This window comes from Streptococcus sp. NSSLK0004 (genome assembly GCF_059039125.1).
The window spans coordinates 276883-301466 of record NZ_CM180142.1 but is presented as its reverse complement, the minus strand read 5'-3'; the positions used below and the strand labels follow the sequence as shown (position 1 = coordinate 301466).

Sequence of the window (24584 nt, the reverse complement as noted above, 5' to 3'; positions counted from 1 at the left end):
CTTTACTTATTATCCTTAACATTATATCAAAAAAGAGCCTGATAGGCTCCCATCTTGTTTAGAAAGATTCTTATTTTGGCTTTCCGTCACGTTTTCTCAAACGCTGCTTTTCTTTATAATCTGCTAGCCATTCCTGCCGATAAGATTTATTGCCCAATAGGCGTAATAAATTAAGAAGCGGCGTACGATTTTCTCCAAAAATACCGACTAATTCACTCAAAATTAAGACCCCTAACACCAAGGCAATGAGCAATAGTACACCACCTAAACGACTAGATACGTTAAGCAAAAGGGAAATTAGTGAAAAGACAAAGGAGATTGCATAAATCACCAAAACCGTGCCCCTATGGCTAAGCCCAAGAGACAAGAGCCTATGATGAAGGTGCATTTTATCCGCTTCATAAATTTTCTGTCCAGATAAGGTTCGTCGAATCATCGCAACAACCGTATCTGTAATCGGCACCCCTAAGATAATTACAGGCGTAATGACCGCAACAGCAGTCGCATTCTTTAAACCTTGCAAAGACAATACACCAATCATAAATCCAATAAAGAGTGCTCCCGTATCCCCTAAATAAATGACTGCAGGATGATAATTGTAGGGAAGAAAACCTAGTATCGCTGCTACCAAAATAAACACAGTCAACACCAGATAAATATTCGTATCATAGAGGAAGAAATAAGACACAATCCCCATAGTGGAAAGGGAAATAATTGATACACCAGAGACCAGACCATCTAATCCATCAATCAGATTAACAGCATTGGTAATTGCTACAATCCATAGAACTGTCAAGAAAAGAGATAACCACTCTGGAAATTCAATGAATGGTCCACCAAAAGGAATCTTAAAATCATCAAAACGAAAATCTGTAAAAAACCAAATAATCGCCGCTGCAAGCATAATACCTAATAGCTTGGGCAAGGCTGATAATTCCTTAACATCATCAACTAAACCTGTTCCCACAATAATAGACGCAGCCAATACAATTGGTAAAACATATTCGAAATACGTTCCATTAAAATCAACATGACGAACAATACTCGGTAAAAAACACAGGGTCGAAAGTGAAAAAGCAAAGAAAACAGCCAGTCCCCCAGCCGAGGGCATCGGTACTTTATTGATTCGTCTAGCGTTGGGGTTATCTACAGCACCAATCTTGAAAGATAATAGTCGTACCAAAGGGGTCGCAATCAACGAAATGATAATTGTCAAAATCACAATTATCAGATACTGAAGCGCAAATGGTATCATAGTAGCTCAACCTTCCCTAGCGCTTCTATCGCTCCTGTAGGCAAGAGGAGATGACCATGTTCTAACAAAACTGATCGCGTTAAAGTCGTATCTTCTGTGTATTCCAACATACGCGCTAATACATAATCTGGATAACGATTACTTTGGTTTTCAACATTAATAAGAACTGTTAGATAATATTGTCCTTCCATCTTATATAGTTCTGATTCTTCGATAGAAAAATTCAGAGTTTGTACAAACTCGACAATCTCTTCCAAGCGTTTAAAGACTAGGATATAATAAATATAAGGATGACTCTCCTCTTCCTTTTCTAATGCTTCTGCTTTTTCCAGATGTTGAACCGCCTTCTCATCTCCCACACTTTTTTCTCGAACAGACTGCTCCAGTGTCTTTAAAAACTCATCTGGGGTCATCTGAGAAAGTTCTTCCAAATCTGCAAAATCTGCAAAATCATTAAAGTCAATATTCTTATCAATATCTGATTTCGTTACAAATATATCTATTTTATCAGGTTTCGGTGTTACTCGAAAACTCAACATGCCACTTTCACGGAAATGATGAGGCAAATCCAATTCATCTAGTACAGTGTAGAAGAATTCCTCTGTTTTTTCCTGCGGAATTAGAAAATCTGCAATTTCCATTCCTCTTTCTTCCAAGTCTTCAATCTTAATGGTGATTTTCAACGTTGAATCACTGATTTGTTTCATTTTCATAGGTTAACCTCATACATTCTATCTTCTTCATTATACAAGAAAGAGTAGCTTTTTACAAAAGAAAAGCAGGTCACCCCTACTTTTTAAAATATCAACGAGATCAAATAGTAAATCAAGAGAAGCGTTCCTAAACCGATTCGATACTTCCCAAAAATGGTAAAATCGTGTTTTTTCACATAGTCTGTCAAAAAACGGATGGCTAGCAAGGATACTCCAAAAGCAGTCACCATAGATACCAACAATAAGAACCATTGCCCTCCTGTCACGGAAATACCGCTAACCAACAATTTAACAACCTTGAGCAAGCTAGCTCCGAACATAATGGGAATTCCCAAAAAGAAGGTAAATTCCGTTGCTACCTGTCGACTAGTCCCTAATAAAATCCCACCTAAAATGGTCGCACCAGACCTACTCGTACCTGGAATCAAGGCCAAAACTTGAAATAAACCGACAAAAAGAGCCATCTTGTAGGGTAACTTCGCTAAATTTGTCACCTGCGGCGCCACTGTCTGATTCCGTCGTTCCACCCAGATAAAAGCAACACCATACACAATCAACATAAGGGCCACTACGACAAAGTTATAGAAATACTTGTCCAACCAGTCATCAAAGAGAAGCCCTAAGATTGCTGCTGGAAGAGCCGCAATTACGACCTTAGCCCAAAGTTGCCAGGTCAACTGAACTTCTCGCGCCGTCTTTCCTTTCTGAAAAGGGTTCAGACGTTCAAAATAGATAACCATTACTGCCAAAATAGCACCAAGCTGAATTACAACATTAAACATGGAAGTAAAGTCCGAGCTGACATCCTTAAATTGAACAAACTCCTGAACTAAAATCAAATGACCTGTCGAAGAAATAGGTAACCATTCCGTAATCCCCTCAACAATTCCAAAAAAAATAGCTTTTATTAACTCAACAAACATAACTTTCTCCATTCTTCCTCTCTTCATTATATCATAAACATACGTATTTACAATTTTTTATTCAACAGAATTGCAATTTGTCAGAATTTTTTGTAAAATAGACAAATACTTTAAGAAGGAGCTATTATGAAAATAAAATGGATCACATTCCTGCTGACCTTGTTCAGTCTCTTTGTAGTGACAACGAGTGTTCAAGCAGATGAGTACTTACGGGTCGGTATGGAGGCCGCCTACGCCCCTTTCAACTGGACTCAAGATGATGACAGCAACGGAGCCGTCCCAATAGAGGGCACTAACCAGTACGCTAATGGTTATGATGTCCAAATTGCTAAAAAAATTGCGTCTAGCATGGGCAAAGAAGTCTTAGTTGTCAAAACCAAATGGGAAGGCCTGGTGCCTGCCCTCACTTCCGGTAAAATTGATATGATTATTGCCGGGATGAGTCCAACAGAAGAACGTAAAAAAGAAATCACCTTCTCCGATAGTTACTACACATCCATTCCAACCTTGGTCGTCCGTTCAGACAGCGAATATGCAACTGCCACCAGTCTAGCTGACTTTGCAGGGGCAAAAATCACAGCCCAACAAGGTGTTTATCTCTACGACCTGATTGATCAAATCGAGGGAGCTGATAAGCAAACTGCCATGGGAGATTTTTCTCAAATCCGTCAAGCCCTTGAAGCTGGCGTCATTGATGCCTACGTTTCTGAACGTCCAGAAGGTCGCACAGCCGAAGCTGCTAACTCCGCCTTTAAAATGGTGGAATTAACGGACAACTTTGAAACAAATGCTGAAGATGTGACTATTGCAGTCGGCATGCGAAAAGACGATACTCGTATTACACAGGTTAATGAAGTCCTAGCAACCATTTCTGAAGAAGATCAAATCGCCCTTATGGATAACATGATTGAAAACCAACCTGTTGAAGAAGCCAGTGAAGGTGAAACACCTAGTTTCTTTGCTCAAGTATGGAACATCATCGTTAACAACTGGCAACAGCTACTTCGCGGAACAGGCATGACCTTGCTCATTTCTATTTTGGGAACGATTATCGGTACACTAATCGGTCTTCTTATCGGTGTCTTCCGTACAGCTCCAAAGGCTACGAACAAGGCACTAGCTTTCGGTCAAAAATTCTTAGCCGGACTAATCAATGTCTATATCGAAGTCTTTCGTGGTACTCCTATGATTGTACAATCTATGGTCATCTACTATGGTACCGCTCAAGCATTCGGTCTTAACCTTGACCGTACCCTTGCCGCAATCTTTATCGTTTCCATTAACACAGGTGCCTATATGAGCGAGATTGTTCGCGGTGGTATTTTTGCCGTTGATAAGGGACAATTTGAAGCTGCTACTGCTCTTGGTTTTACCCATAATCAGACTATGCGTAAGATTGTACTACCACAGGTCATCCGTAATATTCTTCCAGCAACTGGTAATGAGTTTGTTATCAATATAAAAGATACATCTGTTTTGAACGTTATATCCGTGGTAGAACTCTACTTCTCAGGAAACACCGTAGCAACTCAAACCTATCAATACTTCCAAACTTTCACAGTCATTGCTTTGATCTACTTTATCTTGACCTTTACAGTAACACGCATCCTACGTATTGTCGAAAAACGTTTTGATACCGACAGTTACACAACAGGTGCCAACCAAATGCAAATCGAGGTGCCACATGACTAATAATGTAATTCTTGAAATTAAAAATCTAAAGAAATCGTATGGACAAAACCAAGTCCTCAAAGACATCTCTGTAACAGTAAAAAAAGGAGAAGTAATCTCCATCATTGGTTCTTCAGGGTCTGGAAAATCTACTTTCCTCCGCTCAATTAACCTTTTAGAAACACCGACCGAAGGACAAATCTTCTACCATGGTCAAGATGTCTTAGCTAAAGGATATAATTTAACCACCTATCGCGAAAAACTCGGTATGGTTTTCCAATCCTTCAACCTTTTTAACAACCTCAACGTCTTGGAAAATGCCATTGTCGCACAAACTACTGTACTCAAACGTGATCGAGCTGAGGCTGAGAAAATTGCAAAAGAGAATCTCAACCGCGTTGGTATGACGGAACAATACTGGAAAGCCAAACCAAGCCAACTGTCCGGTGGACAGAAGCAACGGGTAGCTATTGCGCGTGCCCTATCTGTTGATCCAGAGGTTATCCTCTTCGACGAACCGACTTCTGCTCTAGATCCCGAAATGGTTGGAGAAGTTCTCAAAACTATGCAGGACTTAGCGAAATCTGGTCTGACCATGATCATCGTAACACATGAGATGGAATTCGCTCGCGATGTGTCTGACCGTGTTATCTTCATGGATAAAGGGGTCATCGCTGAAGAAGGCAGCCCTCAACAAATTTTTGAAAATCCACAAGAAGCACGGACTCGTGAATTCCTTCAGCGCTTCCTTGGATAACTCTGACACTGACTTGGTCAGTGTTTTTTGTTTTTTAGTCAACACATCCTGAAGCAAATAGAACCTTCATATCTAGTTAGTCAAGTATAGCAATAATGACACAAAAAAAGATAAGCACCTCAAGTACCTATCTTTCCCATGACCAAACGGTCACACATTAATCTTCGAATTTTTTATGGTTTTTATCGTAAAAGTCAATCAAACCTAGCGCTGTCGCGAATGAAATATTATCAATCTTGGCACGACCTTGAGCAAGCGCAATCACTGACATTTCACGAGCATTCGTCTCCTTGCTAATACGATACCCAGTAATTTTTTTATCGCGTACCCAGCCAACCACTGCTGCAACTTTTTCGTAACTTGTCATGAGAAACCCCTTTCTTTTTATTCATGCAATTTAGTATAGTACAAGTCCCCTTAGTTTGTCAAGCAAAATGTTCGGTTTTTACTCACGTATTCGCTTTCAAAGCCGACAAGAGTTGCGTTCTAATGTCTTCGACTCCTTCCGGACTTGCGGGAAGGAAAATTGTTTGGTTACCTCCTTGTGCAAAATTATTGAGTGTATCCAAATACTGGTTGGTCAAAAGAATAGACATAATCTGTTCTTCCGACAAACTCACATTCGATTCCTTTAGTTCTTTAATGGACTCTGCTAAACCATCCACAATAGCTTTTCGTTGCTGCGCAATACCCACACCATGAAGACGATCTTTCTCCGCCTCGGCCTCGGCTGCTGTAACGATTTTTATTTTATCGGCTTCTGCTAATTCTTGAGCTGCGACCCGTTTCCGTTGTGCTGCGTTAATTTCATTCATGGATTGTTTAACCTCAGCATCTGGCTCTACCTTAGTTATCAAAGTCTTAACGATGACATAGCCATAAGTAGACATTTCTTCTGCTACCTGTTTTTGAACTTCAAGGGCAATCTCATCTTTTTTCTCGAATAATTCATCCAGCGTCAGTTTTGGTACAGAAGAGCGCAAAGCATCTTCAATGTACGATTTGATTTGGGCTTCTGGTTGCATCAATTTGTAGTAAGCATCTGTTACGTTGTTTTCATTGACCCGATACTGGGTTGCAACATTCATCGTTACAAAGACGTTGTCCTGAGTCTTGGTTTCTACCACAATTTCGCTCTGCAACATCCGCAATTGGATACGAGCCGCAATCACATCTACTCCAAATGGGATTTTAAAGTTAATCCCCGAGGTAGACGTCTTTTGGTATTTCCCAAAACGTTCAATAATAGCAACTGTCTGCTGCTTGACCACATAGAGCCCTGAAACAAGCAAAACAAACGCAAGCAAGACAAAGAAAAACAGTGAAAGAATAAAAAGAACTGAAACAGTTGTCATTGCATCCTCCTAAACTAGCATTTTATAAAGAGAGTCGTTTTCATGTAAATTAATGTACTGGGGATCAAACTCTTCCAAACGAGCGATAAAATGAGCATAATCCATTTTATTACCTAAGGCAACTCCAATCAAAACCGGACCTGTTCCCTTGTTGGCACGTTTGATGTATTCAAAGCGGGTGATGTCATCATTCGGCCCAAGAATGTCATTTACAAATTCACGAAGAGCACCTGGTCGTTGCGGAAAATTCACAACAAAATAGTGTTTAATTCCTTCATAGATAAGTGCACGTTCTTCCATTTCCGGCATCCTGTTAATATCATTGTTACCTCCTGAAATGATACAACAAATCGTTTGTCCCTTTATTTGATCTTTGATTACTTCAAGTGCTGCAATTGTTGCTGCACCTGCCGGCTCTGCAACAATACCTAACTTAGAATAGAGATCTAATATTGTACCAGAAATCCAACCTTCGTCTACTCCAACCAAACTATCGACATGTTTACGAGCAACTTCATAAGTCGACTTCCCAACTTTCTGAACCGCAATACCATCAGCAAACTTATCAATTTGATCCAATTTTACTGGACGTCCCTTATCAAATGCAGCCTTCATTGAACGAGCTCCATTTGCCTCAACTCCAACTATCTTAATCTCAGGCGCATGTTCTTTTAGATAGGCTGAGACGCCAGCTACCAAACCGCCACCACCTACAGGAACAAGAATCTGATCAAAACTGACAGTTTGTTCTTCTGCTTCCTCTAATATTTCATAGGCAACTGTTCCTTGACCTGCCTGCACATTTTCGTCATCAAATGGGTCAATAAACGTTTTTCCACTTTCCTGAGTATAATCTTGAGCCGCTTTGGCAGATTCATCAAATGTATCGCCCACGAGACGAATATCTACATAGTCACCACCAAAAAATTTGACCTGTCCAATTTTCTGCTGTGGTGTTGTGATAGGCATAAAAATAGTAGCAGGAAGTTGCATTTCTTGACAAGTATAGGCGACACCTTGAGCATGGTTTCCCGCCGAAGCACAAACTACACCTCGCGATTTTTCCTCATCTGTCAGTTGTGAAATCGCATAATAAGCTCCACGTATTTTAAAGGAACGAACTCGTTGCTCATTCTCTCTTTTTAGGTAAATGGTTGCCCCATATTTTTCTGATAAATAGCGACTGTAATCCAAAGGTGTGCGGACTACTACATCTTTTAAAACTGAATAAGCTTGTTCGATATTCCGTGCTGAAATCATAATTCCTCTTTTTCCACTTTCTATGTATATTATATCAATTAATCCCAGAAAATCCTAGCAATTATACAATTTCATTCATCATTTTAGCTAGTTATTTACCGACCTTTTAAAAATCGTGAAAAGAGCTGACTTACCAGCTCTTTACTTCTCTATTTTGAATTTAAGGGCTCCCAGTATCACCCAAACTATAACGACTGTTCTATAAAAACTTTAAAGATTGAATTTGATAAGAGACAAGCTTGATTGAATTCATCCTTGAGCTTAATCTCTCTCCTTATTTCAGGAGTGGCTACTTATCTGTGCTCTCTAGTTTTCAAACTCACGGTAAAAGAGTCGCTGTACTTCCCTCATTTACAGTTTCTAGGCGAAGCCCCCAGCAGTTTGGGGAACTACCGCGGCGATAAAGCTTGTCTTCCGACAAGCTTCTATTAGCCTATCCGTAGGCACGCCTCGCTTCATAGTTTTTAAGCGAGGGCTAAAACAGTCCACCTCAACTGCCTCGCTTTTGTATTGTCAAGCTCGGGTTAAAATAGTCCCCTCTCAACCGCCTCGCTTTCGAATTTTTGGGCGAGGGCTAGAATAGCCTATCCGTAGGCTATTCTAGTTATAAATCTTGAATGAGTCGTCATCGTTTTGTCCAACGAACGGCATTGCTTTACGAAGTTCTGCACCAACTTTTTCAATTTCAAGGTTAGCAGCTGCTTCACGGTAAGCAGTTAATTTCGGACGACCATTTTTGTAGTCTGTTACGAAATCATCTGCAAATTTACCAGATTGGATATCAGCAAGTACACCTTTCATGTTTTCTTTCACTTGCTCAGTGATTACACGTGGACCAGCAACATAGTCACCAAATTCTGCTGTGTTTGAGATAGATTGACGCATTTTCTTGAAACCACCTTCGTAGCAAAGGTCAACAATCAATTTCATTTCGTGAAGAACTTCAAAGTAAGCCAATTCTGGAGCGTAACCTGCTTCTGTTAGCACTTCAAAACCTGCTTGAATAAGGGCAGTTAAGCCACCACAAAGAACAGCTTGTTCACCGAAAAGATCTTCTTCGGTCTCTTCTTTAAACGTTGTTTCCATAAGACCTACACGAGCAGACCCTACACCTTTAGCCCATGACATTGCAATGTCTTTGGCATTGCCAGTTGCATCTTGGTAAACGGCATAAAGTGCTGGTACGCCAAATCCTTCAGTGTAAGTACGACGCACCAAGTGACCTGGTCCTTTAGGGGCACACATGAAAACATCAACGCTTTCTGGCGCTTTGATGTAACCAAAGTGGATGTTGAAACCATGTGCAAAACCAAGAGCTGCACCATCTTTAAGGTTAGGAGCTACTTCATTTTCATAAATATCAGCTTGGATTTCATCTGGTGCCAAAATCATAACAACATCTGCTTGTTTAACAGCTTCCGCAACTTCAAAAGTCTCAAAACCATCTTCTTTTGCCTTATCAAATGATTTACCAGCACGAACACCGATAATCACATCTTGACCTGAATCACGCAAGTTTTGTGCATGAGCGTGACCTTGTGAACCGTAACCGATAACAGCAATTTTTTTGCCATCAAGTGCTGCTACTTTTACATCGTTTTCATATTCCATTTTTACTGCCATGAATTTTCTCTTTTCTATTTTTATTTTTCTATCTAAATTGAGAGATTAATCTCTACTAAAACCAGTCGCTCCTGTTCTTGCGATATTCTTGATTCCATAAGGTTGAATCACGCGTAAAAGAGCATCAATTTTGTCACCATCACCAGTCATCTGAATAGTGATAGAATGAGGAGCTACGTCAACGACACTAGCTCGGAAAGGTTGAATAATCGCTAGAATCTCTGCACGTTTTGTTGGCGGAGCTACAATCTTCACCAAAATAACTTCTCTTTCCAAGTGAGGAATGTCTGTCAAATCTCGAACCCGAACCACATCAATCAAGCGGTTGAGTTGCTTAATAATTTGTTCAAGTTCATCTTGATTGATAACATCAATGATAACCGTTACACGAGAGATGCCGTCAACTTCAGTTGGACCAACAGATATGGACTCAATGTTTATCTGGCGACGAGAAAGAACCCCTGTAAAACGGTTGAGAACCCCTGAAGAATCTCGTAATTTTGCTGTCAACATTCTACGCATTGAACTTCACCCCCAACATTTCTGCATTGCTCTTACCAGCCGGCACCATTGGTTGAACGTGTTCGGTTCTTGAAATGTGAACCTCAATCAACATTGGCTTATCTTGCAAAATCACTTTCATATCTTCAGAAAGGGTCGCTGGATTATCAAAGCTATAGTGAGCAATACCATAGGCTTCCGCTAGAAGCTGGAAGTTTGGTTCTGCATCAAATACTGACTGACTACGGCGTTTTTCATAGAAGGATTCCTGCCACTGACGAACCATCCCAAGTGAATGGTTGTTAATCAAGATTACCTTAATCGGCACACCATAACCATTGAGAATAGCCAACTCCTGATTGGTCATCTGGAAGCCACCGTCACCAACAAAAACGACCACTTCTTTATCCGGATTAGCCAATTTTGCACCGATGGCCGCTGGAATACCAAATCCCATGGTTCCCATACCACCTGATGTCACCAACTGGCGTGCATGCTTGTATGGATAGAACTGGGCAGTCCACATCTGGTGTTGACCAACATCCGTCACGACAATAGCATCGCCATTGGTCAGTTGACCGACCAACTCAATAGCTTGTTGTGGTTTGATAAACTCGGCATCATTTTCATATCCAAATGGCGCTCGACGTTTGTTTTCTAAAACCTGTTCAGTCCAACCTGCGTAGTTTGTTTCAACCGCTTCTAATTTGAGCAAAGTTTGAAGAGTTGCTCTCGCATCACCTACAACTGGAATAGCTGTTTTGACTACTTTCCCAATCTCTGCAGGATCAATATCAATGTGAGCAACTGTTGCATGCGGTGCATAAGTCGTTGGATTTCCTGTCAATCGGTCATCAAAACGAGCACCAATATTGATAATATAGTCCGCATCATTCATGGCCATATTTGCAGCGTAAGAACCATGCATGCCACCCATTCCTAGTGCTAAGTCATGTTCAATCGGCATAGCCCCTAAACCAAGCAAGGTCGAAACAACTGGAATACTGTACCGTTCTGCAAAGGCGAGTAGTTCTTTATTTGCATCAGCATAGTTGACCCCACCACCTGCTAAAATAACTGGTTTTTTAGCGACACTAAGTTGTTGTAAAATCTTTTTAACCTGCAAACCATTCGGTTCTACTGTCGGTTGATAACTCGGTAGATGAACTGCTGGATCGTAATAAGCATCTACTATTGTTTCTTGAATGTCTTTCGGAACATCTATGACAACGGGACCTGGACGACCTGTGGTCGCAATATGTAAGGCCTCCGTAATAACACGAGGAATATCCGCCGTATCTCGAATTTGGTAATTGTATTTGGTAATCGGCATGGTCATACCTATAACGTCTGCCTCTTGAAAGGCATCCTTACCAATCCCCCGTGTCGCCACTTGCCCTGTGAAAACTAACAGTGGCACACTATCACCCATAGCATCCGCAATTCCTGTAATGGCATTAGTTGCCCCTGGACCAGATGTTACAATGGCTACGCCCACCTTTCCTGATGATTTTGCGTAACCTTCTGCCTCGTGTACTGCTCCTTGCTCATGTCGAGCCAAAATATGCTGAATGCCCTCATATTGATAAACGGCATCATACAATGGCAAAACTGCCCCACCAGGATAACCAAAAACAAGGTCAACCCCTAGTTGATGCAAGGTGTCTAAAATAAGATAAGACCCCGAACGTGGTTGGTCTAGTTGGATTTCTTGCACGAACATTCCTCCTCTCTGCAAATGTGTTATCTACTATAATAACACAAGGAGATAGAATGTCAAGAAATTTTCTGAAAATTCCTACATTTGTTCGGAATCTTAAACATTTCCAAAAAATATCTTAAAACAAACTTAAGCTAATCTCAATCCCTATCTGGTTTTAGCTTGGTTTTAGAAAAGTTCCGTATAGTAGACTCATCAAGAAAAACATACGAGGTTTATGATATGTATTATGTAGTGATACCGGCCTACCAGCCAGATGAAAAATTAATTCAACTTTTAGAAGCAATAAAAAATAGGCTAAATTGCCAGGTCATCGTTGTAGATGACGGTAGTACAGGCGAATCCAAAAATATTCTTGAAATCACTAAGACCTACGCAATTGTTCTTCATCACGATGTCAATAAAGGAAAAGGGCAAGCTCTCCGAACAGCCTTCCAATATATTCAATCCTTACAAAAGGATGCAGTTATTGTCACAGCTGATGCAGATGGACAACATGCGGTAATCGATATCGACCGAGTAGCTCATGCTGCTATGCGCTTACCCAACCGGCTTATCTTAGGGGTTCGTCAATTTACAAACGATATCCCTCTCCGCAGCCGTTTTGGAAACAAGCTAACTCGGGTACTCTTCCACTTACAAACAGGTGTGAAAATCAGCGATACCCAAACAGGACTTCGAGCTTTCCATACAGACCTTATTCCTTTCATGTTAAAGATTGAAGGCAATCGTTACGAATATGAAATGAATATGCTGACACATGTAAGCAAGAAATATGAGATTACAGAAATTCCAATCGAAACAATCTACATCGACGACAATGCTAGTTCGCACTTCCGTCCAATCCGAGATGGACTTATGATTTATAAAAATCTCTTTAAATTTGCATTAGCATCATTCAGTGGATTTCTTATTGATTATGCTGTGTACGCGCTGGCTTTGTTTGTAATGACAGCCGTCCCAACTGGCCTGCGCTTGCTGGTCGCTAATACCGTTGCTCGCGTCACTAGTTCCGTCTGCAACTTTTCACTCAATAAGAAGCTAGTTTTCAATAATACAGATAGCATCAGCAAGACAGGAATAGGCTACTTCGCCCTTGTTATCGCACTTTTCCTTTGCGATACAGCCTTGCTTTATATCTTTAATCAAGTCTTAGGAATTAATCTATATCTAGTGAAAATCATCGTGGGTATTCTCCTATTCTTTGTATCTTGGATTGTCCAAAATAAACTTATTTTTCGCGAAAGGAACACATTGTCACATGAAACTTATTAAAAAACCATTTGTATACGCCAGCCTCTTCGGAATACTATTGACCAGCGGCTTCACCTACTCTATGCTCAAAACATTCGTCATCTCCGAGGCGATTACAACTGTCGCATCAGCTACTACAGCTACCAATACTACATCTAGCAGCAGTGCTGCAACGACTGCAACAAATGTAACAACTACGGATACTTCCTATTCAGATGACAATATTCAAATTACCCTTGAAACCATTACAACCAACAATACAACTGTTTATGTCGCCGATATTCAAATTAGCTCAGCCGAATACTTAAAGACAGCCTTGGCACAAAATACTTACGGTACCAACGTGACCGCCAAAACATCCGAAACAGCTGCCGCCAACAATGCTATCTTGGCTGTCAACGGCGACTATTACGGCGCTAACTCAACTGGTTATGTTATTAAGAACGGCGTTCTCTACCGTGACACAGTTCGCGATAACGCGTCCTATGGAGATTTGGCCATTTACGCTGACGGATCATTTGAAATCATTTACGAGAATGAGATTAGTGCCCAAGAATTGATTGATAAGGGCGTTGTCAACCTTCTCGCCTTTGGTCCAGCACTAGTAGAAAATGGTGAAATCGTTGTTGATACCTCGACAGAAGTCGGACAAGCTATGTCTTCAAATCCTCGCTCTGCCATTGGTATCATCGATGAAAACCACTACATCATCGTTGTTGCAGACGGACGTACATCCGAAAGCGAAGGCCTATCCCTCTATCAATTAGCTGAGGTCATGAAGCAGTATGGAGCTACGACTGCCTATAACCTGGACGGTGGCGGTTCGTCAACTCTCTACTTCAATGGACAAATTATTAACAAACCAACAACTAACGGAAATACTATTTCAGAAAGGGCGGTGAGCGATATTGTCTACATCGGTTACTAATTCAAATTCAACACGCGCAATGCGCACTTTTCTCACCTATTTTGCACTCTCAGCTTTTCTTTTCATCTTCAGTCGTATTTACGAGAGTTTTAGCTACGGAGAAGTCTCCTTCTATATGCACTACATGTTCTACGTAACCTTGATTGGCGGAGCGATTGTCCTAGGAATGATGGCTCTAAAGAAAAACCTCTCCCGTATCAGTTTCAACCTCTGGAATTCTGGTGTCGCCGTGATTACTGCCGGCTTCCTCCTACGCGGTATTATCAACCTCTCAGGACGTTCTACGACACTGGACAAGCCTTACTGGTATATCGGCTGCGCCATCCTCCTTATTGCTCTGGTTTCTATTCCAATTACTGCAGCGACATCCAAAAAAACGTCAGAAACAATCACAGGATAAACAAAATAGAATGTTACTAGAAAGAAACAGCTAGTAACATTCTATTTTAAATTTCAAGTATTTCATTATCACTCCCATTACAAAAAAGAAAAACCCGATAGTAATCAAGCTAAAAATTTAGATAACATCTACTTTTTTAAAGCCGTTCTCATATCGAGTTTATTCTATATATTATAAGTACAGGTATTTAAACAAAGCAATCGCAAGAATGGATGCGATGATTGGTGCACATACTCCAACCCAAGCATACCACCATTTAGAATCCGATTTGTTCTCACCTAGGACTGATTTTGGCAAGAGATGGTGAACGATACGTGGACCGAGGTCACGCGCTGGGTTCAGACCTGGACCTGTTGGACCACCGACTGCGGCAACAAGTGCCATAACAAGGAAACCAATGCCAATGTGAGCGACAGCAATTGAACCTGCTGTAAACGGAGCAGCCATTGTCTCAGCAACTGTTTTGTCATAACCTTGTTCAATAGCTTTACCAACAAGCTCTGCACCAAAGAAGTTCTTTGTCAAAGCAAGGGCACCGAAGAACAATACAAATGAACCAACGAACTCATTCAAGAAACCGTTGATAGTCGCTGCTTTGCGGCTTTCTTGTGTACCGTTATCAAGTGCACTGATAGTAGAGAATGAACCGAGGATATGATTTGGATTTTCAGTTTTCATGAAGTAAGGTTTATAAACCGCTACGACTACCAACTGACCAAACATTGCTCCCAAAAACTGAGCAATAATGTACTGAGCAACATGTGCCCAAGGGAAGAGACCTGAAACAGCCAAACCAAGTGTGAAGGCTGGGTTAATGTGGTTACCAGATACATTACCAAACATAAGAGCCGGCATCATAACTGCCAAACCATAACCGATTGCAATCAGAATCCAACCAGAGTTGTTTCCTTTAGTACCTTTAAGGTCAACGTTTGCAACGGTACCGTTACCGAGGATAATCAGCAAAGCTGTTGCTAAGAATTCAGTGATATATTTCACTGTCCATGTTACATCCATATTTTTCCTAATTTCCTTTCAAATGTTGAATTTTTTTTGGACATCAACCATTTTATCAAGTATAATAAACAAAGTAAAGCTATTAAGCAAAAAGAAAACGTTTACTCGAAAAAGTAGTAGATTCAGTAAGGAGATTAGGATGGGAGCTAACCCAGAGACATTAATGTATACACTTGAAAAGAGTATCAAGAAAAAAGCAGATTTGTTTGAACACAGCTTTTCTGCCTACGCTGTTCGATCGATGTTAGCCAGCCTTTATTTAGGATTGGGGATTGTCATTTCTCTTTATACAGCAGACAAACTCAACCATGTCGCAGAAGGACTCGGGAAGTTTAGTTATGGATTGATGTTTGGTTGGGGGCTACTCATGATTTTATATATGAATGCAGAATTGGGAACCTCCAATATGATGTACATGACAGTTGCCATTCATCGAAAAATAATTCCAACCAAAACAGCTATCAAGATGCTGGCAACCTGTATCTTCTTTAACTTTATCGGTGCAGTCCTCGTCTGCTATCTTATCTCTCTCACCCTACCCTATCAGCATATCGATGCACACAGTTATTTATTCGAAGCAACTGTGACAAAATTAGGCAAGGCACCCGCAACTCAATTTATCGAAGGGATTTTTGCCAATATCGTTGTCAATATCGGTGTCTTCAGCTTTTTACGGATAAAAGATGATGCCGGACGCATGATTTCTCTGATTTTCATCATCTTCATTTTTGCCTTTCTCGGCTATGAACACGTTATCGCCAACTTCTCAACCTTTTCTCTTGCTTTCTTTGCAAATGGCGGAGCTGTTGAGGGGATGACGGTGATGAGCGTGTTGAGCAATTTCCTCTTCTCAGGTTTAGGAAATTATATCGGCGGAGGAATTTGCATTGGATTGCTCTACAGTTGGCTGAACAACCAATCAAGTTTATATGTAGATTAGCCCATCAAAAAACACTGCGGTTGCATTTCAATCGTAGTGTTTTATTTTAGTATAATTTGTGCAACAATCGGACTAATCACGACATACATAACCCCTGTAATCCCAATGGCCAACCCCGCCATGGCTCCTTGGGTACGGCCGTATTTTATCGCTGTACCTGTTCCGATAGCATGCCCTGTCCCACCCAGAGCGAGACCAACTGCGACAGGATCTGCGATGTTTAATACTTTCAGAAAAACAGGTCCAAGGGCGCTTGTCAAAATCCCTGTGGCAACGACAACAACCAAGGTCACCGTTGCAATCCCTTGCATTTTATCCGTAATCCCAACAGCCATGGCCGTCGTAACAGACTTTGGAAAAAGAGAGATGGCTAGGAAATAATCCATTCCGAATAATTTGGCAACAATCGCGGTAAAGCTGGTATTCACGATACAGGCCACAAAAATCCCCAGGAGAATACTGCGAATATGGTGTTTCATCAGATGAAACGAACGATACAGAGGAATACCAAGCGCAACTGTAGAAGGAACGATAAGTGTGTTGAGGTAGGCTCCTCCGGCATAATAATCTGTATAGGAGATGCCTGTCAGCTTCAAAAATAGAATAATCAAGCCCGTCGCAACTAAAAGTGGCGTTGTAATAGGATGGGGAAATCTCCTATGGAGCAACATCCCCAGTAAGTAAGCCCCTATGGAGAGCAGAATTCCAAAAATTGGATTTGAAAAAAGTTCAGTCATGCTTCACCTCTATATCAACGTAATCTCCCTCAAACTGTCTCTTAACGAATTGGACAACCAGACCAATCACTAAGATATTCAGAAAAATGGCTCCAAAAATAATCAGAACGATAGGAAGTAAGAAATTCTTAATCGCATCAAATCGCTCCATAATTCCTACAGCAGTAGGGAGAAAGAGAATGGTCATATTGGCTAATAGGAAATTCCCCACCGTATTGATATGACGCAGGCGGATGACCTTAAATTCTAAGGCTAGAAACAGGAAGATCAATCCAATGATACTACCCGGGATGGGCAGATGAAAAAAGCTAGAAATAGCTTCTCCTAAAAACGAAAATATCAGAATGATCATAAACTGAACATATAACTTCATAGCTCCTCCAAAGCGACCTATTTCCAAGATTTTCCGAGCTCTATCCAATCGTTAACAACTGTAACATCGTGATAGGGTATTTCTTTCTGACAATAAGTTTACTACTCTGAAAATATTTTTCAAGGTCATAAAACGTTTACACGAGAAAATTTATCAGAATTCAGGTTGTATAAATACTTGACAATCCATGTCTATAGGTGTATATTTAGTATATAATAAAATTTTATATATAATATATTTCAACATACGAAGAAAGGAGAAACCTATGCACTTTCCAGTCCCCGCAGTGCTGATAGAATTTCTCATCATGGCCATTCTGGAATCCGATGATTCCTACGGCTATGAGATCTGTCAGACCATTAAACTCATTGCCAACATCAAGGAGTCGGCCCTCTATCCTATCCTGAAAAAGCTAGAGCAGAAAGACTTTTTGACCACCTACTCCCAAGAATACCAAGGCCGAATGCGAAAGTATTATAGCCTGACCCAGCTGGGCCATGAAGAGCTGGTCCAGCTCAAAGATGATTGGGATATCTACACAACGACGATTAACGGGATTATAGAAGGGAGCGTTCGCCATGACAAGAACTGAGTACATGGAGCAGTTGGAAAAGCACCTGAAAAAACTGCCCCACAAGGAATACTTCGAGGCCATTAACTTCTTCAAGGAGTATTTTGACGAAGCAGGGCCTGAGCGGGAAGCTGACATCATCGAAGAACTAGGCTCACCAAAAGAAGCCGCTAGCGAGCTAATTAATAATATGCTCGATAAGCAAATCCAAGAAGACAAAGAGCAACAAGAACCAGCCCCACTCAACTGGAAACACTGGGCTGGACTGGGTGGCTTAAGTATGGTAGCCCTCTTCTCCTTCTTCCTCCTCTTTGTCATGGGGGAGTTTATCGGTGTTATCCCACTACTGATTACCCTGATGATCGGTGCCTTCTTGGTCGGTCGCTACTTCCGCACCTTTAGCCAAACCAAACGAACACTCTGGCTGGCCATTTTGGCAGTAGTTTCCCTACCAGTCACCCTTCCGTTACTTCTCATCTTATTAGGTGGTTTGTTGGGCTTGATTTTCCTGCTACTTGCCTTCATCTTTGGCGGATTTGCTCTAGGAATCGTCCTCATCACCAGCGGTGGCTACTTGATTTGGGAAGGGTGTAGCCTTCTATCAGAGGGGGTTAGCATCTTCCTCATGGGACTTGGCGCAGGACTGTCCTTAATTGGCGGCGCTATTCTTCTCTATATCCTGACTGGATTTTTCGCTTACTGGTCTTGGCGACTGGTCAAGACTTGCTTCAAATGGATCTTGAAACGAGGTAAACGAGCATGAAAAAGAAAGTAACAATTGCAATCATCATCGGCTTTGTCTGCCTGATTGCTGGCTTAATCCTAGCCGGTATTGGATTTTTCACTGGAGGTGTGACCCGCTTGGAAGAGGTTGCTGCTCCGACGGAAATTCACAAGACCTTCACGGATCTGAATACCATTAAAATTGACTTTATCCCCCACAGTGTTTACATCAAGGAGTCTAACGATAGCGACTACCATGTAACCTATGCCAACTCCGATAACAACATCCAACCCCCTCTCAAACTCAGTGAGAAAGACGGCGTTTTAACCCTCTCTGTACAAGAACAAGAATTTGCCATTGAGGGAATCATGCAGTTCTTGGGAGAAAGTTTGGCCCACCGTCGTATCAATGTCTTCTCCGTAACTATTGAAGTTCCAAAAGGAGAGATCCTTAATAAATTAGAGGGACACAGCCTTCACTTCTATGATTTTGGCGGTTTCACGATTGAAAATATCCACATCAAAGAGGCAGACCTGTCTGGCGGTGTCCACCTTGACAATGTAATCCTTGACAGCGGTCAGATTGAAACCGGCTATTTTCAAGCGACACAGTCCAAGCTCAAAGATACACAGGTCAGCCTTCAGGGAAGTAGCCTCCGTCTAACTGACACCAGCTTGGAGGCGGTGACCATTGAGGGCTACACCCAGCTTGATAGCAAACAAGTAACCCTTCTAGGTGACAATCGCTTCACCCCATCTGACACCTATTCCTCTACGACAAACCTAGACCTAACGGACAAGAGCTTGGCAGATAGCAACTTGTCCATCAGCCTTCAGATAGACAAGAAAAAATTGGCAGATGCCCAAGGATACTACTACGAAGATGAGGCTGATTTGGAAGAGATGTTCAACCAAGACACATATTTACAAAGGCAATTAGATAGCCTCGGTATCTTCACAGCCAATAAATATGCGAAATTACCTGTCAAAACCGAAGATGACAAGCAAACATTGACCTTGGAAAACAAAAACAGCAAGAATAAATTGACTATTGAAGCCACCAATGCGATTGTCAACCTCGGTCTATCAGAATAAGAAAGAAAAACCAGCTTAGATATCTAGGCTGGTTTGCTTTCTTATTTATTTACTAGACAAACCTTTCTTCAAACTCTTCCACAAGCCGATATCATCGGTCTGCAGAATCAAACCTGCATAGGATTTACCGATAAAGTAAATCGCAGCAACCGTTGTAGCAATCAGTAGTATCAGCGAGATTCCAACTTCCATACTGCTTGCCCAACCGTTAATGATACGAATTGGCATAAAGAAGGTCGAAAGAAGAGGAATGTAGGATCCCACTTTGAGCAAGATCGGCTCCTGAGCCTGCTGCCCCAAGGTCATAGCCCCAATAAATCCTAAAATAATCGGATACATGACAGGTTGGACTGCCTTATTGACATCTTCCTGACGGACCACCAAGGAGCCACACAAGGCTGCTATCACAACAATCAAGACTAGACCAAAGAGAGAAAAGAAGAGAAGGAACCAGTCAAAGCCCGATAAAATACTCTGGACCAAAGGATTATCCTGCACGGCGATGAGAGCCATAGAAGCAAACTGGTAACTACCCAAACCTCCCAGAGCATAGATTCCCAAATGGGTTGCAATCACCATAAAAATCCCCAGAATCCGTCCGTAGAAATAGGTGGAAGCTGGCACACTAGAAAAGATAACCTCCATGATTTTGGTCCCCTTCTCACTCGCCACTTCCTGAGCCGTTGTTGAAGCATAAATCATGGTCAATACATAAAGCAAGAAAATCAAAGCAAAGAATAGGATGAACTTAGCCAGTTTTTCGTAGCCCTTATTTTCAACCAACTGGACCTGATAGTCTGCTGTCTGTACCAAAGTCGCCACTTGCTCTTGTGTCAAGTTAGCTGATAGGATATTACTTTGAGTCTGTAAGTCTGCCAAAGTTTGCTGGATAGCAGTTTCTGTTTCTGTACTTGGCAAGTCATTTCCGTGATAGACCGCTTGGTACCGACCATCTACCACTTCTACTGTCAAGTAGCCCAGCAAGTCCTCACTCTCGAGGGCTTTTTTAGCACTGGCTTCATCAGCATAGTCTAGGATAATTCCCTCCATATCCTGAAATGCAGACTGGGCAGACTGGTCTGAACTAATCAGAGCAATCTCTTGACCAGCTTGGTCCATGCCAGAACCTGTCAAATATCCTATCCCCAGCGAGAAGAAAATCATAATAAAGGGAGCAAAAACCATGAAGACAAAGGACCAAGATTTAACCTGACGGAGATAGGTTTCTTTTGCAACGAGAAATAATGAGTTCATTCTGCCACCCCCGATTTCATTTTGAAGATTTCATCAATGGTTGGAGCTTGTTGGTCAAAGGTTGCCAAATAGTCTCCCCCACTAATAAGGTGGAACAATTCTGGTCCTGCAGCCTCATCATCCAAGACCAACCGCCACTTGTCCTGATTGGTCATCTGGATAGATAGAACGTGAGGCAGGTCCTCTAAGCGTTCCCTTGGAACATCCGATGACACAAACAAGCGAGTCCGTCCAAACTGACGACGAATTTCCTGAATGCCTCCATTAAGCACCAGCTGCCCATCTTGAATCATCAAGAGCTGATCACACAACTCCTCCACATTAGTCATGACATGATCAGAGAAAATCAAGGTCGCTCCCCGCTCTTTTTCCTCCAAAATCACACGCTTGAGAAGGGCTGTATTGACAGGGTCTAGTCCTGAAAAAGGCTCATCCAAGATAATCAAGTCTGGTTCATGAATCAAGGTAACAATCAGCTGGACTTTTTGCTGATTTCCTTTGGACAGACTCTTAATCTTATCCGTCACCTTTCCCTTGACTTCCAACTTTTCCATCCAGACTGGTAGTTTTTCTGCCACTTCTTTACTCGTCATGCCCTTGAGACTTGCTAAATAACGAACCTGCTCAAAGACCGTGAGTTTCGGCATCAGACTGCGTTCTTCTGGTAGGTAACCGATTTTTTTGAACAAAGCTGGCGTAACAGACTTTTGGTCCAAAAGAATCCCTCCCTCGTAGCTAACAAAACGAAGTAGAGAATGGAAAAAAGTAGTTTTTCCTGCACCGTTTTTTCCTACCAGGCCACAAATCGTTCCAGACGGAATCGTGAAAGAAATATCTTTCAAGACTTCCTTGTTCCCGTAACTTTTACATAAGTGACGAACTTCTAACATCTTAACCTCCTAAAATTTATTGCTATCAGTTTACACTTTTTTTCATACAATGTAAAGAGCACACGGAAAAAAAAGCAAAAAATAACAGAACAAGTAACTTGCTCTGCTATTGTCCAAAAATACTACTCTTTAGATGGCTGATAAATAACCAGTCCCAGGCTCATAAATCCAATCAAGAAGAGACTGAGCATTCCTACTTGATGACCACTATCTCCAACCATAGAAATAGTTTGACGAAGTCCTGAAACAGAATAGGTCATTGGCAAATATGGCTGAATAACTTGGAAGAAACGTGGGCTGAGCTCGATTGGGTAAGTACCTGCACTTGAACCGAGTTGTAAAAGCAAGATAATTAAACTTGCAAAGGAACCGAAACGATTGTTCCAACCCACCAAGGCTGTGACGAGCGCCATAAAGGTCCAAGAAGCTAGGAAAATCATTCCCAAGGTTGCTAGAGGATAAGCTGGATCTACCCCAATCAGTAGAAGAACGCCATAAAGAATAAGTGCTGCTAGACTAGCAATCGTACCATTGAGTAATAGTTTTCCTTTGGCCCAATCCCAACGATTTTTATAGGAACGATTATCAATGTGTTTGACGAAAATAACATTCGCTGATAATGCTGCAACCATTAGCGCAACAGACACCATGTACGGAGCCATACCGACACCGTTGGTCTTCACATCATCTTTATCACTGTGTTCCAAGGTGACTGGTTGAGAAACGGCCTGAGCGTTTTTCTCATCTACAGAAACGACTGATAATTGTTGACTGGCATCACTGAGTGAATGTGTCAGGGTTTCACTACCTGTACGAAGGGTTGAAATACCACTGGTTAAGGTTTGACTTCCGCCATAAAGTTGATCAGCCCCTGAAATCAATTGCTGACTACCTGAAGCAAGCTGTCCTGATCCACTGACCAGTTGACTTGAGTTTGCTGCCAAGGTGGCTAACCCTGATGTCAACTGGCTTCCGCCAGATTGAATACTAGTATTGTTCGCAACCAACTGAGCTCCACCTGTCGCTAGTTGGGAAACCCCTGCTGTGTAGGCTTCAACCCCTGACATGAGTTGATTTGCTCCACTTGACAGTTGCGTTTGCAGCTGACCAACACCACTCGTTAGTGCTTGAGTTCCCGGTAAGACTTGTTGGTTCAAGGCTGTGTTGACCTGACTCAAGCCATTTGATAGGTTTTCGATAGCTGTTGTTGCTCCTGGAAGAGCTTGATTGGCAGCCGTGTTGATCTGTCCCACCGCCACTTGCAATTGGCTGACTTGAGTTCCAAGACTAGAAAGACTTTGTAAACTAGATAAGGCTTGACTGAGTTGTGACAGCTGTCCTAAAATTGTTTGAGCTGCTGTTGCTGTTGTTGAAGGAGAATTTTGAAGGGCACTAACCAATTCAGCCTGCTGATCAGCAGTCAAGTTTTGATAAGTGGTTGTTGCTTGCAAGGCTTCAATGCTGGCTGTTTTATCAGCTTGGGCTGCAGTCAACAACCCTTGAGCTTGAGCCTCCATCTCTGTCAATAAATTCGATAGACTGCTTGTATCTACAGCAACTCCTCCCAGACTTGAGACGCTATCGTTTAATTGATTGATAGCAGTTTGTAGCTGAGGAAGCCCTGTCAAGAGCGCTTGTAGCTGGCTTGACTGTTCAGCTGATAGACTAGTTGAACTAGCTAATTGCTCCAGACCTGCCTGTAATTGATTGGCTCCTGTAACAAGCTGCTCGACTTGACTAGCTCCTGATTGAAGTTGCCCTACTCCAGCAATAAGCTGAGAAGAATTCGCATTTAACTGCTCCGCACCTGAAGCAAGACTTGCCACACCGTTTGTATAAGTCGTTAGACCAGTTGAAAGCGTCTGACTCCCTGTTGCAGCTTGATTCACTCCGTCAGTATAAGTAACAATTCCTGTGGCTAATTGATTGGCTCCTGTGACAAGTGTTTGCCCAGAAGACGTTAAAGTAGACAACCCGCTTGAAAGCGTCTGACTTCCTGTCTCTAATTGACCAGCACCATCTGCCAATTGTTGACTCCCATCTACTGCTTCAACCATCCCAGATTGAATCTCACCCATACTATCAAAAACGGCTGTCGTATAGGTTTCAGTAATAGTCTCTGAGACAGACTCCTTTAATTTCTCCATAGCCGACTCGCCCATTTTGGAGGCCACAAAACTATGTCCTTTAGAAGTTTGGTAAGAAATTGTTAGTGGCTCAGGCTGATCCGTCAAGAGACTTGAGGCTTTCTCTGATAGATCTTCTGGAAGAGTGATGACCATATAATAGTCCCCTTCAGCCAAACCCTTCTCCGCATTATCTTCTGATACAAAATGGAAATCCAGACTCTTACTCTCTTTCATACTATCCACCATATCGTCGCCAATGGTCAAAGTCTTATCTTGAAAGGTCGCCGACTGGTCTTGGTTAACAACTGCTACAGGCAATTGGTCTAGGCGACCGTATGGATCCCACATAGACGTTAGAAAACTAATATTATATAAGGCTGGGACACAAGCAATACCAAGAATGGTAATCAAGGTCATTGGTTTTTTGAAAAAATTCTTTACTTTCTCTGACATAAGCAACTCCTTTAGACATACTGTCCAAAAACTGATAAAATA

The 24584-nt window shown here is 41.8% G+C and carries 23 protein-coding genes and 1 pseudogene; 9 read left to right on the top strand and 15 right to left on the bottom strand.

All coding sequences use genetic code 11. The features are described from left to right. Positions 1 to 70: 70 nt before the first annotated feature. The 3 genes from AC4CS8_RS01675 to AC4CS8_RS01665 all read right to left on the bottom strand — a co-directional run bounded on the left by AC4CS8_RS01675 (position 71) and on the right by AC4CS8_RS01665 (position 2903). The gene (locus tag AC4CS8_RS01675) at positions 71 to 1255 is read right to left on the bottom strand and encodes an MraY family glycosyltransferase (RefSeq protein WP_493893252.1); all 1185 of its coding nucleotides are present in this window, start codon (positions 1253 to 1255) and stop codon (positions 71 to 73) included. Then, on the bottom strand, positions 1252 to 1968 hold the full coding sequence (gene mecA, locus AC4CS8_RS01670) for an adaptor protein MecA (RefSeq protein WP_493893251.1): 717 nt from the start codon (positions 1966 to 1968) through the stop codon (positions 1252 to 1254). Before mecA ends, AC4CS8_RS01675 begins: the two co-directional genes overlap by 4 nt. 83 nt (positions 1969 to 2051) lie before the next feature. After that, the gene (locus AC4CS8_RS01665) at positions 2052 to 2903 is read right to left on the bottom strand and encodes an undecaprenyl-diphosphate phosphatase (RefSeq protein ID WP_493893250.1); all 852 of its coding nucleotides are present in this window, start codon (positions 2901 to 2903) and stop codon (positions 2052 to 2054) included. Positions 2904 to 3017: 114 nt separating this feature from the next. Between AC4CS8_RS01665 and AC4CS8_RS01660 the strand changes: the two genes are divergently transcribed. Together AC4CS8_RS01660 and AC4CS8_RS01655 are read left to right on the top strand one after the other, a co-directional pair. Further along, complete coding sequence (locus tag AC4CS8_RS01660; protein ID WP_493893249.1) at positions 3018 to 4583, top strand: ABC transporter substrate-binding protein/permease; 1566 nt, start codon at positions 3018 to 3020, stop codon at positions 4581 to 4583. Beyond that, positions 4576 to 5319: an amino acid ABC transporter ATP-binding protein gene (locus tag AC4CS8_RS01655; RefSeq protein ID WP_493893248.1), complete on the top strand. Its 744-nt coding sequence runs from the start codon at positions 4576 to 4578 to the stop codon at positions 5317 to 5319. Before AC4CS8_RS01660 ends, AC4CS8_RS01655 begins: the two co-directional genes overlap by 8 nt. Positions 5320 to 5476: 157 nt before the next feature. On the opposite strand, the gene AC4CS8_RS01650 is transcribed toward AC4CS8_RS01655, so the two are convergent. The 6 genes and pseudogenes from AC4CS8_RS01650 to AC4CS8_RS01625 all read right to left on the bottom strand — a co-directional run bounded on the left by AC4CS8_RS01650 (position 5477) and on the right by AC4CS8_RS01625 (position 11781). Next, the gene (locus AC4CS8_RS01650; RefSeq protein ID WP_222291442.1) at positions 5477 to 5686 is read right to left on the bottom strand and encodes a capsule biosynthesis transcriptional regulator; all 210 of its coding nucleotides are present in this window, start codon (positions 5684 to 5686) and stop codon (positions 5477 to 5479) included. 82 nt (positions 5687 to 5768) lie between these two features. Next, positions 5769 to 6674: an SPFH domain-containing protein gene (locus AC4CS8_RS01645; RefSeq protein ID WP_493893247.1), complete on the bottom strand. Its 906-nt coding sequence runs from the start codon at positions 6672 to 6674 to the stop codon at positions 5769 to 5771. Between the two features lie 9 nt (positions 6675 to 6683). Further along, on the bottom strand, positions 6684 to 7934 hold the full coding sequence (gene ilvA / locus AC4CS8_RS01640) for a threonine ammonia-lyase IlvA (protein WP_493893246.1): 1251 nt from the start codon (positions 7932 to 7934) through the stop codon (positions 6684 to 6686). A gap of 600 nt (positions 7935 to 8534) precedes the next feature. After that, positions 8535 to 9587 (bottom strand): annotated as a pseudogene (gene ilvC, locus AC4CS8_RS01635) (ketol-acid reductoisomerase); the annotation flags it as partial. Positions 9588 to 9602: 15 nt separating this feature from the next. Beyond that, the gene (gene ilvN, locus AC4CS8_RS01630; protein WP_493893245.1) at positions 9603 to 10079 is read right to left on the bottom strand and encodes an acetolactate synthase small subunit; all 477 of its coding nucleotides are present in this window, start codon (positions 10077 to 10079) and stop codon (positions 9603 to 9605) included. After that, positions 10072 to 11781: an acetolactate synthase large subunit gene (locus tag AC4CS8_RS01625; protein WP_493893244.1), complete on the bottom strand. Its 1710-nt coding sequence runs from the start codon at positions 11779 to 11781 to the stop codon at positions 10072 to 10074. Before AC4CS8_RS01625 ends, ilvN begins: the two co-directional genes overlap by 8 nt. Positions 11782 to 12000: 219 nt before the next feature. Here AC4CS8_RS01625 and AC4CS8_RS01620 point away from each other — a divergent pair, with 219 nt between their 5' ends. The 3 genes from AC4CS8_RS01620 (at position 12001) to AC4CS8_RS01610 (ending at position 14360) form a co-directional block, all read left to right on the top strand. Beyond that, entirely contained in the window at positions 12001 to 13053 is a 1053-nt protein-coding gene (locus AC4CS8_RS01620; RefSeq protein ID WP_493893243.1) for a glycosyltransferase, read from the top strand. Next, positions 13040 to 13960 carry a phosphodiester glycosidase family protein gene (locus tag AC4CS8_RS01615; RefSeq protein ID WP_493893242.1) on the top strand — a complete coding sequence of 307 codons (921 nt, stop codon included), beginning with the start codon at positions 13040 to 13042 and terminating at the stop codon, positions 13958 to 13960. The genes AC4CS8_RS01620 and AC4CS8_RS01615 overlap by 14 nt, the downstream gene beginning before the upstream one ends. A gap of 124 nt (positions 13961 to 14084) precedes the next feature. After that, positions 14085 to 14360, top strand: coding sequence for a hypothetical protein (locus AC4CS8_RS01610; protein ID WP_493893241.1), 276 nt, complete (start codon positions 14085 to 14087; stop codon positions 14358 to 14360). Positions 14361 to 14531: 171 nt separating this feature from the next. Here AC4CS8_RS01610 and gla read toward each other — a convergent pair whose 3' ends face one another. After that, entirely contained in the window at positions 14532 to 15377 is an 846-nt protein-coding gene (gene gla, locus AC4CS8_RS01605) for an aquaglyceroporin Gla (protein ID WP_493893240.1), read from the bottom strand. A 139-nt stretch (positions 15378 to 15516) separates the two neighbouring features. On the opposite strand from gla, the gene AC4CS8_RS01600 reads away from it, so the two are divergent. Continuing rightward, the gene (locus AC4CS8_RS01600) at positions 15517 to 16317 is read left to right on the top strand and encodes a formate/nitrite transporter family protein (RefSeq protein ID WP_493893239.1); all 801 of its coding nucleotides are present in this window, start codon (positions 15517 to 15519) and stop codon (positions 16315 to 16317) included. A gap of 41 nt (positions 16318 to 16358) precedes the next feature. On the opposite strand, the gene AC4CS8_RS01595 is transcribed toward AC4CS8_RS01600, so the two are convergent. Continuing rightward, the gene (locus tag AC4CS8_RS01595; RefSeq protein WP_493893238.1) at positions 16359 to 17054 is read right to left on the bottom strand and encodes an LrgB family protein; all 696 of its coding nucleotides are present in this window, start codon (positions 17052 to 17054) and stop codon (positions 16359 to 16361) included. Beyond that, complete coding sequence (locus tag AC4CS8_RS01590; RefSeq protein ID WP_493893237.1) at positions 17047 to 17427, bottom strand: CidA/LrgA family protein; 381 nt, start codon at positions 17425 to 17427, stop codon at positions 17047 to 17049. Before AC4CS8_RS01590 ends, AC4CS8_RS01595 begins: the two co-directional genes overlap by 8 nt. A gap of 265 nt (positions 17428 to 17692) precedes the next feature. Between AC4CS8_RS01590 and AC4CS8_RS01585 the strand changes: the two genes are divergently transcribed. The 3 genes from AC4CS8_RS01585 to AC4CS8_RS01575 are packed head-to-tail and all read left to right on the top strand — an operon-like array spanning position 17693 to position 19816. Then, entirely contained in the window at positions 17693 to 18019 is a 327-nt protein-coding gene (locus tag AC4CS8_RS01585; protein ID WP_493893236.1) for a PadR family transcriptional regulator, read from the top strand. Beyond that, entirely contained in the window at positions 18006 to 18761 is a 756-nt protein-coding gene (locus tag AC4CS8_RS01580; RefSeq protein WP_493893235.1) for a DUF1700 domain-containing protein, read from the top strand. Before AC4CS8_RS01585 ends, AC4CS8_RS01580 begins: the two co-directional genes overlap by 14 nt. Then, entirely contained in the window at positions 18758 to 19816 is a 1059-nt protein-coding gene (locus AC4CS8_RS01575) for a DUF4097 family beta strand repeat-containing protein (RefSeq protein WP_493893234.1), read from the top strand. The genes AC4CS8_RS01580 and AC4CS8_RS01575 overlap by 4 nt, the downstream gene beginning before the upstream one ends. A gap of 45 nt (positions 19817 to 19861) precedes the next feature. On the opposite strand, the gene AC4CS8_RS01570 is transcribed toward AC4CS8_RS01575, so the two are convergent. The 3 genes from AC4CS8_RS01570 to AC4CS8_RS01560 all read right to left on the bottom strand — a co-directional run bounded on the left by AC4CS8_RS01570 (position 19862) and on the right by AC4CS8_RS01560 (position 24542). Next, positions 19862 to 21070, bottom strand: coding sequence for an ABC transporter permease (locus AC4CS8_RS01570; RefSeq protein ID WP_493893233.1), 1209 nt, complete (start codon positions 21068 to 21070; stop codon positions 19862 to 19864). After that, on the bottom strand, positions 21067 to 21960 hold the full coding sequence (locus AC4CS8_RS01565) for an ABC transporter ATP-binding protein (RefSeq protein ID WP_493893232.1): 894 nt from the start codon (positions 21958 to 21960) through the stop codon (positions 21067 to 21069). The genes AC4CS8_RS01570 and AC4CS8_RS01565 overlap by 4 nt, the downstream gene beginning before the upstream one ends. 122 nt (positions 21961 to 22082) lie before the next feature. Then, a complete protein-coding gene (locus AC4CS8_RS01560; protein WP_493893231.1) occupies positions 22083 to 24542 on the bottom strand; it encodes a YhgE/Pip family protein in 2460 nt (819 codons plus the stop codon). Positions 24543 to 24584: the final 42 nt, after the last annotated feature.